Origin of the sequence: Pedobacter polaris, from assembly GCF_005116505.1 — a bacterium.
Lineage (GTDB): Bacteria > Bacteroidota > Bacteroidia > Sphingobacteriales > Sphingobacteriaceae > Pedobacter > Pedobacter polaris.
On sequence record NZ_SWBR01000001.1, the window covers coordinates 788877 to 806478 of the forward strand.

Sequence of the window (17602 nt, forward strand, 5' to 3'; positions counted from 1 at the left end):
CATAGTTTTTTGCAAAAGATAGGCTATGTTTTCTATGAATCTATGTGGTTTATTTATTTAATATGAAAAGAAGACTTCAATTACTTCCAGTAACCATTTTTATAGTATTATTCTTTTTGCTGAACTGGTACACGTTAAACGGCTTACAAGTTATTGCTACCCAATCATACGTACCAACTATATTTTGGTCAGTTATTTCGTTAAGTGTTTTTGCATTAATTTATGCCATTCAAGGGATACAAAGTAGAGGCATGGGAATGTTTTTTAAGATTGCTACTCATGCCTTTTTAATGCTTTTTGTAAGTGAACTTATTTTTGCGATCAATTTACTACTTGAAGACATTTATAGATTAATAGCTGGCTTATTTCACCTTGTTTTAGATGGGAAATTTTTGATACCTATTCGAAACCCATTTTTAATCAATTTTGGAGTTGGTCTTTTTTTGGTATCCATTTTATTGTTTTTATATGGCATAATAAAAGGAAAATATGCCTACAGAGTGATTAAGCATACTTTGTATTTTAAAGACTTACCTGAAGCATTTGACGGATTTACCATTACACAAATCTCGGATGTTCATGCTGGAAGTTTTGCCAATCCAACAGCCGTACAAAAAGGGATTGATTTGATTAATAGGCAGGAATCGGATGTGTTTGTATTTACAGGAGATTTGGTGAATAATAAAGCAGAAGAGATTAAACCCTGGATTGGACATTTTTCTCAAATTAAAGCTAAATATGGTCAGTTTTCTGTTTTGGGCAACCATGATTATGGTGATTATGTGAAGTGGGAAAATGACTTAATTAAGAGAGGAAATTTACAACAGCTCAAAAAATATCATTCAGATTTAGGTTTTCGTCTCTTACTAGATGAACATGTTGAGTTGACCAAAAATGGGCAGAAAATAATTTTAGCAGGAATAGAGAACTGGGGCTTAGGATTTGGTGAGAGAGGAGATTTGCAAAAAGCACTAACAGGAACAACTGCAGAAGAATTTAAAATTCTATTATCTCATGATCCATCTCATTGGGAAGCACAGGTTAAGGATAATCCTTCAAAAATACATTTAACATTAGCTGGCCATACCCATGGGATGCAATTTGGCATTGAGGCTTTTGGTATTAAATGGAGCCCAGTAAAATTGAGATATAAACATTGGGCAGGTATTAAAAAAGAAAATGAAAGAGTTTTAAATGTAAACCGTGGCTTTGGCTTTATCGGGTTTTCTGGAAGAATTGGGATCTGGCCAGAAATTACAGTTATCGAATTGAAAAAAGGATAACCTTAATAATTCTACAATCTGTTATGGAATAAGACCATTAACCTAATCTTACTTACAGTTTAAGTTAAATTTTGTGAAAAACATAAAATGCTGAAAACTAAGAATTAAGTTTGTAACAGGTAATTATTGTCTTTTGAAAAAACGCTACTCATTTTCTCTATTATTTTTATTGATACTGTGTACATCAACTTTGTTTGCACAGAACAATAGAAGGGTTAGCGGTTTAGTTACTGATAGCAGCAAAGTTGTAATAAGTGATGCCAATGTTTTACTAATTGCTGGTAAAGACACCTTACGCACCACTACAGATGTTGATGGTTATTTTAATTTCTCAAAGATTAAAACAGATCAATTTTCTTTAAAAATCTCCATAACAGGTTATAAAGAGTTTAGCCATAGCTATTCATTTGGTAAAGAAAGGCAGCTAGATATTAAAGGGATCGAGCTTAGTTTTTCAGGCAATATGCTAAAGGAAGTTGTAATTAAGTCTAAGCCTAATCCGATAAGAATAATGCAAGATACTGTAGAGTATAACGCTGCAGCATATCAGGTATTAGAAGGAGATAATGTTTCAGATTTGTTAAAGCAGTTTCCGGGTTTAGAAGTTGATGATGAGTACAATGTTAAAACAATGGGTAAAGAAATGGTTAAGCTACGGATTAACGGAAAAGATTTTTTTACCAATAATGTAAAAGATTTTATTGGTAGGCTGCCAGTGGGAATTGTATCTAAAATACAAATTATAGATGATTTTGGAGATGAAGCAAATTTTACTGGACTAAAGATTGGTGAGCCTACAAAAATGCTAAACATTGTTACCAAGCCTGGGATGAATAGAGGAAAATTTGGTAGCGTAAGTTTAAATGGCGGAACCAATGATCAATTGGGGAGTAATGCGAATATGAACCTATGGAATGACAATAAACAAAGTAATGGTGGAATAAACTACACTACTTCAAACAATGGAGCCGGAACAAGTCAAAATATAGGTTTAAATTCTAGTTATAGGAATAAGCTAGGAAAAAATGGAGGAATTGGAGTTAACTACAATTTTGGAGGTAGTAATGGCGCTTTTACTAGAGAACAAAGTATAGAAACCTTAAACCCGCTAGGAACTTTTTATAATAATTCAGCTAGCAGTGGTGAAAATAAAAACAATAACCACAACCTAAATACCAGTTTTAATTTTAACAATAAGAAAATATACATGAATGCTTCAATAGGAGCTTCATATAACAGTGGCAATAATTTAAGTTCTTCTTTTAACAACCAAACAGGTATTATTAGACAAGATTTGAAAAACATTAATCAGTCAAAAAATAGCTCACCCAGAGTAAATGCCAACATTAATTTTTCAAAAGTCTTAAAAAATAAAAAGAACAGCTTTTCTGCAAATTTTGGATTTTCATCATCAGAGAATAACTCAAACCAAAATATTAGTACAAATACACTTTATTATAATAAGATAACGCAAGTTTTAGAAAAAGATTCATTGTTAAATAGAAACCTAATTACACACGGTAACAATCAAAATATCAACATTGGCTTTAATTTTAGTCTTGGTTTAAAAAAACCTAAAGATAGCTTGGCCCGCAAAAGCTTAAACTTTAATTATAATGGGTCTATTGGAAGAAGCAGTAATGATATTCTACTTTGGTACTAGATAATTTAAACAATCGACCAAGTTATGTCGACTCCTTAAGTACACAGTACACTTCTGTAACTATTAATCAGTCTTTTGGCATAAATTACAATTACAACAACAAAAAGATGAGGTATAATCTTGGTTTTAATGCAAAACCTAGTTTTATGAGCAGCAATTACATTAATCTCCATCAAAAAATAAGAAATAACAATTTAAATTATGCGCCAAATATTAATTTAAGCAGAACAATAGCCAAAGGAAAAACATTGTCTGTTAATTATAGTGGTAGCAATAATAACCCTTCATCTTATCAATTACAGCCCATTAGAAACACACAAAACTTACAGAATATTGTAATTGGTAATCCTAATTTGAAATCTTTTTTTAACCATAACCTTTCTTCAAGCTACAATTACGTAAATCTTAAAACCGGAATATCTGCACAAACCGGATTAAACTTTTCTACTACTCAGAATGAGATTGTTAACAATGTAATTTTAATCCCAGATACTTTAAATAGCGTAAAACAAGAAACCCGATTTGAAAACACAAACGGAACCTATAATGCAGGAAGTAATTATGTATTTAACGTTCCTATTAAAAAGAATAAGTTATCTATTTCTTATGGAGGTAATTTTGGGATTTCAAATCGAGCAATATTTATTAATAATATTAAAAGCTATAATAAGGGGTTAAATCTTTCACAACAGGTAAATGCTAATCTAAACCTTAAAAAAATTTCTATATCTGCAAATACAAATTATAGTTTTAGCTCTAACAATAATTCGATGAACTTAAATTCATTTAATGAGGCTGCCTCCTTTAATTTGGGTCAAATTAGTGGAGCTGCTTTTTTTAAAACACATAGTTATAGAGCCGATTTAAATAGTTCTTTAAGGTTAAAAAAACTTTCTGTTACATCAAATGTAAATTATAGCCTCACCAATAATGATGCAGATTTTAGCAATGAAAATTTAAAGAAAGTTAAGAGCCTAAACCTATCACTTTCTGCAAGAGCTACTATAAGAAAATCCTATCATGTAGGTTTTAATGCGACTAAAAGAATTAATGCCGGATACTCTCTTGCAAACACAAATCCACTTTTGTTGAATGCAAATTTAAACAAGACATTCTTTAAAGATCAAGCGTTAAGTTTAAATATTAATGCTAACGATTTATTAAATCAGGGGAATAACTTATCTCGTTATGTAATGGGAAATTCGATAATAGACAGCAGAACAAATCAGGTTACCCGAGTTTTTACTTTTGGACTAAGTTATAATATATCCAAATTTGGAGGAAAGACGTTTCGAGTTGATGCAGATTAAAAATAAAAATAGTGTAGCGTTTGCCCATGTTGTCTCGTTTTAGAAGAAAACAGTTAATGGCCGTTAACAAATATTTTACTTTTAAAATTAAATCATGAAAATCTCTTTAAAATTTAAAACAATAATAGCTGCTCTCTTTATCACACTTGGTTTGGCTTCATGCTCAAAAATTGATGGGGATCAAACCCCAATTCAGATTTCTGGGTTAAGTCTTATTCATGCATCACCTACAATCGAAAAACTTGATGTATATGTAGACAATACAAGAGCTAACGTTGAAGATTTTGCATTTGGTGCTAAGATAGATTATCTAAATGCCTATTCTGGAGACAGAAATCTAACAGTTACCAAAAAAGGCTTAACTACCAAATTAACTTCAAAATTGTTGAAATTAGAATCAGGGTTAGGTTACTCTGTTTTTGTTGTAGATAAGTTTGAAACGGTTGACTTATTGATGTTACAAGATAATTTAGCAAAACCAGCAGCTGGAAAAGCAAAAATTCGTTTTGTGAATTTAAGTCCTGACGCTGGAGCTTTAAATTTAGAGGTTGTGGGTAAAACGCCAGACTTGATAGACAATAAAGCATTTAAAGAATATAGTGAGTTCGTAGCTATAGATCCAGCCGAAAAGGTAAGTTTTAACATTAAAAATAAAACTTCGGGAGCAGTAGAAACAACTCTTGTGGATATCAAAATTGAAGATGGCAAAATATATACCCTTTACGCAAAAGGATTAAAAGCAACTGCAGATGCAACTAAATTCGGGGCTGCTATTTTTACACACAAATAGTAAACTCCAAAGCCATCAGTATAAGCTGATGGCTTTTAAAATGAATACTTAATAGCTTAATATATGGTAAAAAACGTATAGTCTTTAAATTTAGAGAGAAAAATGCTCAGATTTGAGGATGTCATAAAGGGATGTATTAGAAACGACAACAAGAGCAAGGAAATGGTTTATAAATCATTTTATGGCTACCTTATGGCTGTTATTTTACGTTATACTAATAATAGAACTGAAGCTGAAGAACTGGTAAATGACACCTTTATAAAGGTCTTTAAATCAATACACCTTTTTATTTTCCCAAGCGAAATTCCCTATGCAGAAAAAGCTTTTAAAGCTTGGATTGGGAAGATTGCTTCTCGTACCGCAATAGATTTTTTAAGAACAAGAAAAAGTTTTTTGTCAATAGACGATTTTACAGAAGAAGCTGAACCTGTTTCATCAATCAACGTCATCTCTGCATTAAATGTAAAGGATATTTTAAAATTGCTTGATGACTTACCAGAAATACAAAGACTGATATTTAACCTGTTTGAAATAGAAGGTTTTTCACATCAAGAAATTGCTAAAATATTTAAAATACCAGAAAGCTCAAGTCGGGTTTACCTAACAAGAGCCAAACAGAAATTAAGAACATTATACTCCAATACACTAATTAATACATATGAAACCAACTGAACCTAATAAGCCACTCAATACTGAGCTAATTGCTCATGTAAGAGAGCGCCTTTTGGAGCATGAGGAAGCTTATGTGCAGGGGGCTTGGGAAAAATTTAATGTATCAGAAAAAAAACAAAGGCCACTAGTTTTTATGCCTTTTTTACAAGGTGCCGCCGCAATTCTATTGATTGGATTCATCACCTTTTTACTTACTAATAAAAAACCTAGTACAGAACAAGACACAAAAGTTGTTACAAATAAAACGCAATCTGCTGAAAAAGTTAGTGTTAAACCCAAAGAAGTTATAGCTAATAATGAAACTAGTAGTCCATTTAAAGAAGAAAATTTAAATGCTTTTAAGGAAAGTGTTAAGATTAACCACCTTAATCAAGAAGCTGATAAAAAAGGATTTGAAGACAACTTAACTAATTCCCAGAACCAGCCTATAGTAACCAATTCAAATCAACTATATCAAGCACAAAAAGTAATTGAACTACCAGCTGAGAAAGTTGTTTCAAAACCAATAGAACAAGTAATTGTGGCAAATAAAGGGGAAGAACAAAAGGTTAGCACTATGGATTTTCTGGAAAATGAAACCAAAAATAATAAAGATAAAAAATCAGATAATGTAGTTGATAAAAAGCAAAGTAAATTTACTCTTGGCTTAGTTGTGGCTCCATCTTTTGGTAACGTTAAAAAACTAAATATGGGTTACGGAGTAAGTGTGGATTATAGCCTATCTGATAAATTTTCTTTAAACTCTGGAATAGCATATAACCAAATGGCGGCTTCAAAAGGAGCGGATAAGTCAATGTCCTATGATTCGCCTGTAACTAATTCGGCAATAGCTAAAAATAGCAGTACTAAGAGTTTAGAATCTGTAGAGGAAAGGGTAACTGGAATAGATATCCCATTGGAAATAAAATATCATGTAAATAAAAACTTCTATGCTAATTTTGGTGTATCTGCCTTTGCTGTAATTAACCAAAAAAGAAATAACACTTATATAGAGGAGAAATTGGTTCAACAATCAGCCGGTACATCAGCGGCGTCAATTCAATTCAGTAATGTTTTAGTGTCAGAAAGGGTAACAGAAAAAGAAGAGCCGGCAAAAATTGATAACTATTCTTATCTAGGTTTTTATAACCTTTCTTTTGGCTATAAAAAGAAAATCTCTAAACATAATTCTTTTGCAATAGAACCATTTTTGAAATTACCAATGAAGGAAGTTAAAACTGAAAATTTAAAGCTAATAGGTACTGGCGTTAAATTAAAGTTTGACTTTTAAACTAAATTTCTGTTGTTTGATTGGCTATCTTTGTAAAAAAGAAGCAGATTAGATGAAAGGTAATTGGACAAAACATATCAAAACGGTAATACTTGTTACCATTGTTTTGGTAATTCTATTCGTTCCGGCTGCTAAGGCAACATTGATACAAGGCTTAATGGAAATTGGCTTATTTAAGCCATCTATTGAGGATAAGAAATCGGAACTAGATGCTGACTTATCTACCATAAAATTTAAAGATGCAACAGGTAAAGTGATTAGTCTTGCAGATTTAAAAGGTAAAGTAGTTTTTCTTAATTTTTGGGCCACTTGGTGTCCACCATGTTTAGCAGAAATGCCATCAATAAATATGTTCTATGAGCAATTTAAAAATGATAAGGATATTGTCTTTTTAATGATTGATGCTGATGGTGATTTTCCAAAAGCGCAAGCCTACATGGATAGAAAAAATTATAAACTACCTGTATATACCTTTGGAAGTGATATACCCAAAACTCTTTTCAAGGGGTCGTTACCAACTACTGTGGTTTTGGATAAACAAGGCAGAGTTTCGCTGAACGGAGAGGGGGCGGCAAATTACGCAAGCTCACAATTTATCACATTTATTAAACAATTAAAGGATTTGAAAGATTAGTCAATAGTTGATAGTCTATAGCCTGTATATCTATTGACTATTAGCCATGAGCTATTAAACAATGTAAATTATGCAACAACCATTTGATATAGAAATAGGAAATATCAATTATGCTATTTTCCCTGAAGGAAATGATACCTATGTAGTTTTTAAGGAAGGAAAAGAATATGTTCAGATCCAAAAAGATACTGCTGAGCAATGGATAAAACTTGATAGTGAAACAGGAATTCCGAAGTTTGATTTTGATGAAGAAGCTAACCAGATTGGTAAATTAATAACTGCTTATCATGAAAATCCTCCAATAGATGAGGATGATGACGAAGAAGAATAATACTAAAAAATTAACTAGCCATTCTATTTGATGCGTAAACTGTTACAAAAATTATTGAGTGGCTTTGTTATTAAAATGGCTAATAAATATGCATCTAGACCGAAAAAGGAAAGAGTGCATGAAGCCTTAACAAAACTTTATAGTGAGATTGTAAAAAATCCTGGTAAGAGAGGTTTGTTGTTTAATTTTGATGAAAATGACAAATACATTGTTTTCTCCGACCAGCATAAAGGGGCTAGAAATTATGCAGATGACTTTGGCTTTGCTGCCAACAACTACATTACCGCTTTAAGCTACTACAATCAAAATCAATATACTTTCATCAGCCTTGGAGATAGCGAAGAGCTATGGGAAAACACATTAGAAGCTGTTAAAACTCATAACAAAGAGACTTTTGCAATAGAAAGTCTATTCTTACAGAGAAACGCGTTTGTAAAGGTTTTTGGTAATCATGATTTATATTGGGATAATGATCCTTTAGCGGGTTACCAACTGGAAAAAATTTATGGCCAGAAAGTTAAGATTTATGAAGGACTTATACTGCAAACAAGACTAAACGATAAACCTTTAGCTATTTTTTTAACCCACGGACATCAAGGTGATTTAGCAAGCGATGGCAACTGGTTTAGTAAATGGTTTGTATCGAGAATTTGGGCGCCATTGCAGGCATATTTACATATCAACCCTAATACACCAGCGTTTAATAATCAGCTCAAATCTACACATAACCAATTTATGTATGAGTGGGCGGCAGCTCAGCAGTCTGTTTTAGTTACAGGGCACACGCATCAACCTGTTTTTAATTCATTAACTCACTTAGAGCGTATATATATTAGGCTTGATGATGCTAGAAAAACAAAAAATAAGGTAGAAGAAGACCAACTGTTAGATCAGATGCGAAAAGAGCGAATTATGGGTGCTACCGTGCCACCTTTTTCTGCCTATAAGCCAAATTATTTTAATACGGGTTGTTGCTGTTTTAGTGATGGAGATATTACAGGCTTAGAAATTATAGGTGGTAAAATAAAATTAATAAAATGGGCCTATCAGGAGAATAAACAATCTTCGAGAATAGTTTTAGAAGAGACAGATTTGGTTAACTTACAAAGCGAAGTTTAAATTATATGGAAGATTCATTTTTTATTAAGGTAAACGGTATCGTTTATGAAATTGTTCCGGAAGAAGGAAATACCTTTACAATTTTTAAAAACGATAGTGAATACACTCAGGTTTTAAGAAACAAGAATAAAAAATGGATGCGTATTGACTATAAAACTGACGAACCAATTCTTGAAGAAAATAAAGAGGTTGAAGATATAGGTAGGTTGATTGATAGGGCTTTGGGAAGAGATTAAAAGTTAATGGATTTTTAATTTTCTCTTTCCCTAACAATTAAAAAATAGATTACGTATAACCACCCAAAAAAACCAGCAAGAATTGAGGTTAAAACAGAGTTTGTTCTTGTCCAACATATTGCTATAGCTAAAGCACTTCCAATTCCAATGCCATTTCCAATAACAGTATTTGAAACAGCACGATCTTGAGCAAAAAGAGGATGGATGCTTATAAACAAAAATATGGTGATTAATAAAGATGATTTAAAAAACGTTTTCATAATTAAATGTAAATAAATTCTCCTAGAAACATTAGTAGTATTTCATTTTGCCCCGCTTTCATTATCCTTTCTCTTAGTGAGCTGCTTTTTTCTGCTTCTTGTGAAGAAGCCTATTCTGTAAATTCACAGGAGTAACTTCAACATGTAAAATCAATAATAGGTCGCGTTGCTTTTTTGTGATACCATAACCAGACCCAAAACCTCTTCCTCTGCCTTATCTGACCAACCCTGCAACAATTGGGGAGCATCTCCGAAAGATACGGGTGGATTTTGGCTTGTTCCCAAAAGATATAACGTAACAATTGAATGCTAGTGATGAAAAGTGTATCAGTTGGGAAAATGGTCATCCTGCCCAGTCCCGCATTTCAAAAGATGCCATAAAGCCCTTGGATATTGCAGTGTGTAACCTAATAGTTGACCAGGAGCATTAGTACCCATTAGATTTCTTATTTTATTCGAATCTAAAAAAAAAATCATGAAAACATATGGTTTCAACCAAAAAATTAATTGATTTTCAACATTTTAATGCGTGTTCAGGTAAAAGTAGCCACGCTTTTAGATGCAAACTGGCCAAAACTGGTACAATATTCTACTCATGCGTCATTTTTGCATCTTCATTGGTGAGACTTCGAACGGATCAGCTTAAGCAAGCACAATTACTTGTAGTTTAATGCTAACACTTTGTCAGATCAAAGATCGGAATCAGCGGCGCTTAATCTTGAGGATATCATAGTCACAAAATGGAAACGAAAGTTATAAGTCTTTTTTGTCCTGCAAGGATGAAACTAAAAAACAATTATTTTTTATCTAACTGAATCTGAATATCTTTAAACACTAAATAACGCTTTATATGTCGAGACACATTACACTAATAATTTTTTTTACTTTCTTTTGCTCTAGTCTACAAGCCCAAAATCGGGATTATAAATTTTATATCTTAAAGGAAAAAGGCGACACTCTTAACTACATCTTTCATAAGGAGATTTTGACAATTAAGTTAATCGGAAGTGAAATCGATATTAACCGAAAAAATTTTCCCCAATTATTTGCAATCAACGGAGCCACAAATGTTAGGAATGTTTTGATTTCTGCAAAAAAAATTACGCTTAGCGACACGTTACATTTTCCGCATTCAAAGATAGAACTTTTCGCAGACTCAGTTGTCTTTGCATCTTCTGGAAAGTCTGCTGGTTATCTGTCGATTCAACCAGAAGATAATCCATCTCCACGAGCAATGCAATTTAAAAATGGTAAACAGGGACTTGCTGCAAAAACAATTTCACTTCATTGCAATAAGTTAATCAATCAGCTGGGAGAGAAAGCAATCTTGATTGATGTACGTGGAGGAAACGGACAGGCGGCTGGTTTTGGAGAAAACGGGGCCGACGGAAAATCATTACCTGTTGTCAACTCCAAATGTTCACTACATGGGTGCAAAGTTTCTAAAGACCAGTTAGTTTGGGTGGGCGTAAGGGATGCCTATAATAGAAATTGGAGACTTGGTACGAAAGATTGGCCGGGAGATGGTGCGAATGGCATTCCCGGTGGGAAACCAGGGGAAGGCGGAAGTGGAGGCTCAGTGATTTGTAATGGCTTAACGATTGCATCTAACGTCATGCTTTCGGGTGGGAAAGCGGGCGCTGTCGCTCAATCTGAACCTTATAAAGGTGGCAAAGGTGGAATGCCTAGACGGGCTGCCTGGTGGTATGAGTTAGGCAAACCTAATGTCTATAGAGAGAGCCAAGACGGCAAAGATGTCAATAATCCACAGGCTGAAAGTATAGAAGGCCTGTCTGGTAAAATCTTATCCTCAAGTGACCCCAAATTTTATATTACAAGCGACTATTTAATTTTTAAAGTAAACCAGTTACGTTTTGACTATCAAAATATTACTTCTGATAAATTCAATCAACTGGGTAGGGAAATAAACTCACTAAGTGATGACCTAGCAAAAATTGACGTAATTTTTCTGAAAAATGCCTCTCCAGATGACTCATCAAAGGTGTCGACAGCTTTGAACGAATTAAGCCATTACAAAATGCAATTGACATCAGGATTAGACTACTACAATAATCCAATGAATTGGGTGCCAGCATTGTCATTCGAGGTCAACTATCTAAATTACAAAAATGAAATAAGTACAATATCCCAGCAGTTGTTCCTCAGCAGTTTTATCATCTCCCATACTACTAACTTGCAAAATAAAGTGGATGCTGCAACGGATCTGGTTGAAAGTCTTCAACTAGATAATCGGAATATTGCCAAAAATCAGGTAACACTATTTGCAAAAATTCCCACTATTAAAAGCAAGCTAGCCAATTTACAAACGGAAACAGCAAGCCTGGAAGCGGAGTTGAGATTAATTGAACAGGAACTTGCGGAGGATGCAAGAGACAGAGTCAGTGAAGCAAATCATAAAATTGCGCAGAACAAAGTCCTAAAAACTGCAAGCACTTTATTAAAATCGTCGCCTGTTGGACAACCCTATGCAGCGGCAGTTGGTCATGTATTAACTGAAGTTCGTAAAATGAACAAGGTTGAACAATCTAATTTCCTTAATTCCCTTTCGCCGCTATTCCAGGAATATAAAGACTTTGATTGGGAATCGATTGATGCGAATTGGAGTCGCTTTGAAAACTCTCAGGATGCAAATGAAAGTTTAAAGCTTGTGAAAGAAATATCCGCAATTCTATACAAGGACTATGGGAAATTTAATCAAAAGTTAGACTTGACAGAGATACCGCAGAACGAATACGAAAAGGAACTGCTTGCTTTGAAGCAACATAGTAAACGGTATTTAAACATAGCTAATAGGATTGAAAAAATCGTTTATGAAAGAATGAAAATAACTGAAGAAATCGAGGCCACACTATTCGCTACCTTCTCGAATCTTGATCAGATAATTAGAAATTTGCAAGCAGTTAACGGAATACGGACCGAAATTGCTCAGCAATCAGATTTCCTCCAATACAATTTATTGAAAGTGTGTAGTGATATCATTCATGATGGCGAAATCAGGTTGGCAAAATTCGATTACCTAATGACTAAGTCCTACCGTTACAGAATACTTCAAGATGCGCCAAAGTCTTATGATCCCTTTTTTTACAAGAAGCCAATGATGACAATCATCGCCAATATGCAAAGCTATAGGCCAATGTCGGAATCAGATTATGCAATTATAAGAACACTTCACGAACAGCAGCTATTAAAGGTCAGTGAGCAGGTGCTCACGCAACTGAACTACGATGCAAACTATAAAACACTTACAAAAGTGATTGTGATTAAAGGGCAAGATTTAAAATTTTTAAACGAATATGGTTACCTCAATCTTGACCTCAATAATGGCAAATTCTTTTCTGCCTATGAGGAGGATATCAGAATTATTGACGTTTCGTTCAACAACTTCAAAGTCAAGAATCCTAAAAACCCGGTTGAATTCGCTGAACTTGACCTAACTATTGAGCACTCTGGAACATCGTTATTGAAAAAAAATGACAAAGACTATCTCTTCCGAAATGCAATCGGGAAAAATGACCGGAATTTTTGGGGCGCTCGATACTCTTTCCAAAATGGGCAGATATCTCCATTCCAACCAAGTTCCTTTCAAGCCTCACTAATCTATGCGCTACTTGGCCAAAATGCCCAAAATGTAAATCTTTTTTCCACCCCCGGTGCACTGTCAAAATTTGTAATCAATAAGTCAGAAAGAGGAATAGATAACTCAGTGATCACGCATTTAACATTGAATATAACCTATGACTGCAGAACGATAGGGCTTTCCCATTAAGGTTTATAGCCCTTTTTGATGATACTTTCAATAATTGCAGTTACCTGGATATAGGTCACCGTTACCTTATAATTTTTTTCGGTCTTTTTCGAAAGGACCGTTTTTTTTGCATGTATTACCCTGTTGCAATCGGGATGTTCGATATCATAGGTTCTTACCACTTTCCCATGGTAAGAACCTATGGTGTATTTAATTAGATTTTCCATAACTCACACATACTTTACACTTATTTTCAACTTCACTTATGTGCCTTTAATTGCATTATTTAAAAGTGATCTGGCAGGTATATTTTACTGGCCTGATTACTTTTGTATGAGGGTAGATATTTCAAGTAGCCAAAATCACTCAGGTCCTTTAGACACTTTCTATATGTCATCGGCGCGGAGATCTTGGCGATCTCCATAATCTGATAGCTAAATGCAGTGATCGGGTTTGTAAAGCCCGTCTGTTGCCAGTACCTCAGAAGCGCGGTATAGACCAGCTATTCGAGATGTTAGCGAAGCGCATCTCGAACGAAAGATAAAGAGGATTTGTAATCCGATTATTTACTCAATTGCCAAGTCTAGTTTCCCTTTTCTAATTCCGTAATAATCTGCACAGCTACTATATAAATATTCCTCTTCTTTTTCCACTATACCAGCCCTAACAGGGTTAAAATGTATATAATTTAATTTCGTTTCAAAAAAAGAGGCGCTAAATATCTCTTCGCCGTGATAGCCTTTCTGCCAAAATGAAATTTCTTTCTCCTTAACCAATAACCAGAGTAACCACCTTTTACGACTTTCATTTGCGCTATTAGAAATTGCTTCAACAATTTTTGTGGCGGTGTATTTTTTAAAATCTCTAATGATGTCACTTAAATTGTCTTTATTGCTACTGATAATCATATGAATATGATTACTCATCAAAACCCAACCATAAACCTGCAACCCCTTGTTTTTTTGACAATGCCTTATGCTATCTAATAATGTCTCTTTGTACAATTCCCTTGTAAAAACATCAATCCATTGATGGACGGTGCAAGTAACAAAATACTGTCCTGTTTGATTTCTTATACTGTATGTTAATCCCATAATCTCTAGGTTTATAAAACCCCTTTTATCAACTTATTCGATATGCCTTTCAGAACATATCGAACAGCACTATTTTGTAATCCGGTCATTATTCCATTTTACCCTGCCCAGCTTTCCCTATCTAAGCTTCTGTAATGTATGGCTTCTGCTAAATGCTCGGGTTCAATGTTTTCACTTTCTGCTAAATCTGCAATAGTTCGGGCTACTTTTAAAATACGATCATAAGCACGGGCAGATAGTCCTAATTTTTCCATTGCCCGTTTAATCAATACTTGACCGGTTTCATCGATTACACAAATTTGCCTTACCATATTCGGGCTCATTTGGGCATTAAAGTGCAGGGCATCATTGGTTTCAAAACGTTTGTCCTGCACTGCCCTGGCTTTCATTACCCTCTCTCTTATTGAGCTGCTTTTTTCAGCTTCTCGAGAAGAAGCCAATTCTGTAAAATTCACAGGGGTTACTTCAACATGTAAATCAATCCGGTCTAACAATGGCCCAGATATTTTGCTTAGGTATTTTTGTACAATACCTGGACCGCATAAACATTCTTTTTCTGGGTGATTGAAAAATCCACAAGGGCAGGGATTCATAGAGGCAATTAACATAAAGCTAGAAGGATACTCAACAGAGAATCTAGCCCTAGAAATGGTTACTTTTCTATCTTCTAAAGGTTGGCGCATTACCTCTAGAACAGTTCGTTTAAATTCTGGCAATTCGTCTAAAAACAGAACACCATTATGCGCTAAAGATATCTCTCCAGGTTGTGGGTTCATTCCTCCGCCAACTAAGGCTACATCTGAAATGGTATGATGGGGCGAACGGAAAGGCCTTTCTGTCATTAAAGCATTTGCTGTAGGTAGTTTACCAGCAACAGAATAAATTTTGGTACTTTCTAAAGCCTCCTGCAAATTTAATGGGGGTAAAATAGTTGGTAGCCTTTTAGCCAGCATCGTTTTACCAGCTCCAGGAGGACCAATTAGAATTACATTATGACCACCTGCTGCAGCAATCTCTAAAGCACGTTTAATGTTTTCTTGACCTTTTACATCAGAGAAATCTTGTTCATAATTATTAATTTGCTGATCAAATTCCTCTCTGGTATCTACTACAACTGGCGCAGGTCTTTCTCCACCTTTAAAAAAGTCGATTACCTCAGCCAAAGTTTCCATTCCAAAAACAGCTACATTATTTACAATACCAGCTTCCCTAGAATTTATCTTAGGTAAAATGAAACCTTTAAAGTTGGCATTTCTAGCTTGAATGGAAATAGGCAGGGCGCCTTTTATGCTCTGTAATCCTCCATCTAAGGACAGTTCTCCCATAATGAAGTAATTCTGCAGCTCATCAGCATCTATTTGTCCAGAGGCCGCTAAAATGCCTATTGCAATAGGTAGATCATAAGCAGATCCTTCTTTCCTAATATCTGCAGGAGCGAGGTTAACCACAATTCTTTGCCTCGGCATATGATAACCTGAAGTTTTGATGGCACTTTCTACCCTAAACATACTTTCTTTTACCGCGTTGTCTGGTAGGCCAACAACAAAATATTTGGTTCCAGTAGTTACACTAACTTCAATTGTAATTGTTAAAGCATCAACACCATAAACGGCGCTTCCATAGGTTTTTACAAGCATAATTTTAAATGTATGCAAAGCAAAATGGAATTACCACAAAGATTTTAAAATACAAACTCAGAGGTAATTTCTTTAATTTATACGAAGTGATTTTTCTTTTTAGAATAGAACCAACAAAAAATCCCGAAGCTTTCGCAACGGGATTTCGCTATTTTCGCTTTATTCTTTTATACGCTAAGCTTACATTCTGCCTTGTGGCATCTTTGGCATATTTTTCATCATTTTAGCTGCTGCTGCAGGATTAGAAAATTGCTTCATTACTTTACGCATATCTTCAAATTGCTTGATCAGTTTAGTTACTTCTTCAACTTTATTTCCTGAACCTTTTGCAATTCTTAAACGACGGCTTTGTTGTATGCTATCAGGATTTTCTTTTTCAAATGGAGTCATTGATTGAATGATGGCTTCAACATTTTTAAAAGCATCATCTTCAATATCTACATTCTTCATCATTTTACCCACGCCCGGAATCATGCCCATCAAATCCTTCATGTTACCCATTTTCTTGATTTGTTGAATCTGGTTATAAAAGTCATTGAAGTCGAATTTATTCTTGCGAATTTTCTTTTGTAGCTCGGCTGCTTCTTTCTCGTCAAACTGTTCTTGTGCTCTTTCTACCAAGGAAACAACGTCACCCATACCTAAAATACGAGATGCCATCCTATCTGGGTAAAACACATCCAGCGCTTCCATTTTCTCGCCAGTACCAATAAATTTAATTGGTTTATTTACTACCGATTTGATTGATAAGGCAGCACCACCACGCGTATCGCCATCTAATTTTGTTAAAACAACACCGGTAAAATCTAATCTGTCGTTAAATACTTTAGCGGTATTCACGGCATCTTGACCGGTCATAGCATCAACTACAAATAAAATTTCATGAGGTTTAGTTTGTGCCTTAACTTCAGAAATTTCGTTCATTAAGCTTTCGTCTATAGATAAACGACCAGCTGTATCAATAATAATAACGTTGTTGTTGTTCTTTTTACCTTCAGCAATACCTTCTAAAGCAATAGCGATAGGGTCTTTTGAAGAGATATTTGCATAAACCGGAACACCAATTTGCTCACCTAAAATCTGTAATTGATCTACAGCAGCAGGACGATAAACATCGCCAGCAACCATGATAGGTTTTTTGCCTTTATTTTTTAAATGCAATGCAAGTTTACCAGTAAAAGTTGTCTTACCTGCACCGTTTAAACCAGCAATTAATATAATTGTTGGATTGTTTTTTAAATCTAACTCTGTTACCTCACCACCCATTAAGGCAGCAAGCCCATCATTCATTACCTTAGTTAGTAATTGACCCGGAGAAACTGCTGTAAGTACATTTAAACCTAAAGCTTTTTCTTTAACATCATCTGTAAAGGTTTTAGCTGTCTTATAATTTACGTCGGCATCTAATAAAGCTTTTCTAATCTCTTTCATGGTTTCCGCCACGTTTATTTCAGAAATACTTCCTTGTCCCTTTAAAACTTTAAATGCCCTGTCTAGCTTATCCTGTAAATTTTCAAACATAATTTTGTCTAATTCT

At 34.4% G+C, this 17602-nt stretch carries 16 protein-coding genes; 11 read left to right on the top strand and 5 right to left on the bottom strand.

Going from position 1 to position 17602, the window contains the following annotated elements; all coding sequences use genetic code 11:
- Window positions 1-62 precede the first annotated feature (62 nt).
- From FA048_RS03550 to FA048_RS03595, 10 genes are all read left to right on the top strand, one after another.
- Complete coding sequence (locus FA048_RS03550) at window positions 63-1283, top strand: metallophosphoesterase (RefSeq protein ID WP_136838830.1); 1221 nt, start codon at window positions 63-65, stop codon at window positions 1281-1283.
- A gap of 133 nt (window positions 1284-1416) precedes the next feature.
- Window positions 1417-2946, top strand: a complete 1530-nt coding sequence (locus FA048_RS03555; protein WP_169306805.1) for a TonB-dependent receptor — start codon at window positions 1417-1419, stop codon at window positions 2944-2946.
- Complete coding sequence (locus FA048_RS03560) at window positions 2937-4256, top strand: outer membrane beta-barrel protein (RefSeq protein WP_136838832.1); 1320 nt, start codon at window positions 2937-2939, stop codon at window positions 4254-4256. The genes FA048_RS03555 and FA048_RS03560 overlap by 10 nt, the downstream gene beginning before the upstream one ends.
- Before the next feature lie 94 nt (window positions 4257-4350).
- The gene (locus FA048_RS03565) at window positions 4351-5046 is read left to right on the top strand and encodes a DUF4397 domain-containing protein (RefSeq protein ID WP_136838833.1); all 696 of its coding nucleotides are present in this window, start codon (window positions 4351-4353) and stop codon (window positions 5044-5046) included.
- 102 nt (window positions 5047-5148) lie between these two features.
- Window positions 5149-5718 (top strand): RNA polymerase sigma factor, encoded by a 570-nt coding sequence (locus tag FA048_RS03570; RefSeq protein WP_136838834.1) that lies wholly within the window; start codon window positions 5149-5151, stop codon window positions 5716-5718.
- Entirely contained in the window at window positions 5705-6988 is a 1284-nt protein-coding gene (locus FA048_RS03575) for a porin family protein (protein WP_136838835.1), read from the top strand. The genes FA048_RS03570 and FA048_RS03575 overlap by 14 nt, the downstream gene beginning before the upstream one ends.
- A 52-nt stretch (window positions 6989-7040) precedes the next feature.
- Window positions 7041-7622: a TlpA family protein disulfide reductase gene (locus FA048_RS03580; RefSeq protein WP_136838836.1), complete on the top strand. Its 582-nt coding sequence runs from the start codon at window positions 7041-7043 to the stop codon at window positions 7620-7622.
- A 70-nt stretch (window positions 7623-7692) separates the two neighbouring features.
- Window positions 7693-7953 carry a hypothetical protein gene (locus tag FA048_RS03585; RefSeq protein ID WP_136838837.1) on the top strand — a complete coding sequence of 87 codons (261 nt, stop codon included), beginning with the start codon at window positions 7693-7695 and terminating at the stop codon, window positions 7951-7953.
- A 30-nt stretch (window positions 7954-7983) separates the two neighbouring features.
- Window positions 7984-9072 (top strand): metallophosphoesterase, encoded by a 1089-nt coding sequence (locus FA048_RS03590; protein ID WP_136838838.1) that lies wholly within the window; start codon window positions 7984-7986, stop codon window positions 9070-9072.
- A gap of 5 nt (window positions 9073-9077) precedes the next feature.
- Window positions 9078-9308, top strand: coding sequence for a hypothetical protein (locus FA048_RS03595; protein ID WP_136838839.1), 231 nt, complete (start codon window positions 9078-9080; stop codon window positions 9306-9308).
- A 14-nt stretch (window positions 9309-9322) separates the two neighbouring features.
- On the opposite strand, the gene FA048_RS03600 is transcribed toward FA048_RS03595, so the two are convergent.
- Window positions 9323-9568 carry a hypothetical protein gene (locus FA048_RS03600; RefSeq protein ID WP_205943412.1) on the bottom strand — a complete coding sequence of 82 codons (246 nt, stop codon included), beginning with the start codon at window positions 9566-9568 and terminating at the stop codon, window positions 9323-9325.
- Between the two features lie 850 nt (window positions 9569-10418).
- Here FA048_RS03600 and FA048_RS03605 point away from each other — a divergent pair.
- Window positions 10419-13355 carry a hypothetical protein gene (locus tag FA048_RS03605; protein ID WP_136838840.1) on the top strand — a complete coding sequence of 979 codons (2937 nt, stop codon included), beginning with the start codon at window positions 10419-10421 and terminating at the stop codon, window positions 13353-13355.
- Here FA048_RS03605 and FA048_RS03610 read toward each other — a convergent pair.
- The 4 genes from FA048_RS03610 to ffh all read right to left on the bottom strand — a co-directional run bounded on the left by FA048_RS03610 (window position 13352) and on the right by ffh (window position 17586).
- Window positions 13352-13561 carry a hypothetical protein gene (locus FA048_RS03610; protein WP_136838841.1) on the bottom strand — a complete coding sequence of 70 codons (210 nt, stop codon included), beginning with the start codon at window positions 13559-13561 and terminating at the stop codon, window positions 13352-13354. The genes FA048_RS03605 and FA048_RS03610 overlap by 4 nt on opposite strands.
- Window positions 13562-13900: 339 nt before the next feature.
- Entirely contained in the window at window positions 13901-14428 is a 528-nt protein-coding gene (locus tag FA048_RS03615) for an REP-associated tyrosine transposase (RefSeq protein WP_136838842.1), read from the bottom strand.
- A gap of 98 nt (window positions 14429-14526) precedes the next feature.
- Window positions 14527-16065 carry a YifB family Mg chelatase-like AAA ATPase gene (locus FA048_RS03620; protein ID WP_136838843.1) on the bottom strand — a complete coding sequence of 513 codons (1539 nt, stop codon included), beginning with the start codon at window positions 16063-16065 and terminating at the stop codon, window positions 14527-14529.
- Window positions 16066-16245: 180 nt separating this feature from the next.
- The gene (ffh, locus tag FA048_RS03625; protein ID WP_136838844.1) at window positions 16246-17586 is read right to left on the bottom strand and encodes a signal recognition particle protein; all 1341 of its coding nucleotides are present in this window, start codon (window positions 17584-17586) and stop codon (window positions 16246-16248) included.
- Window positions 17587-17602: the final 16 nt, after the last annotated feature.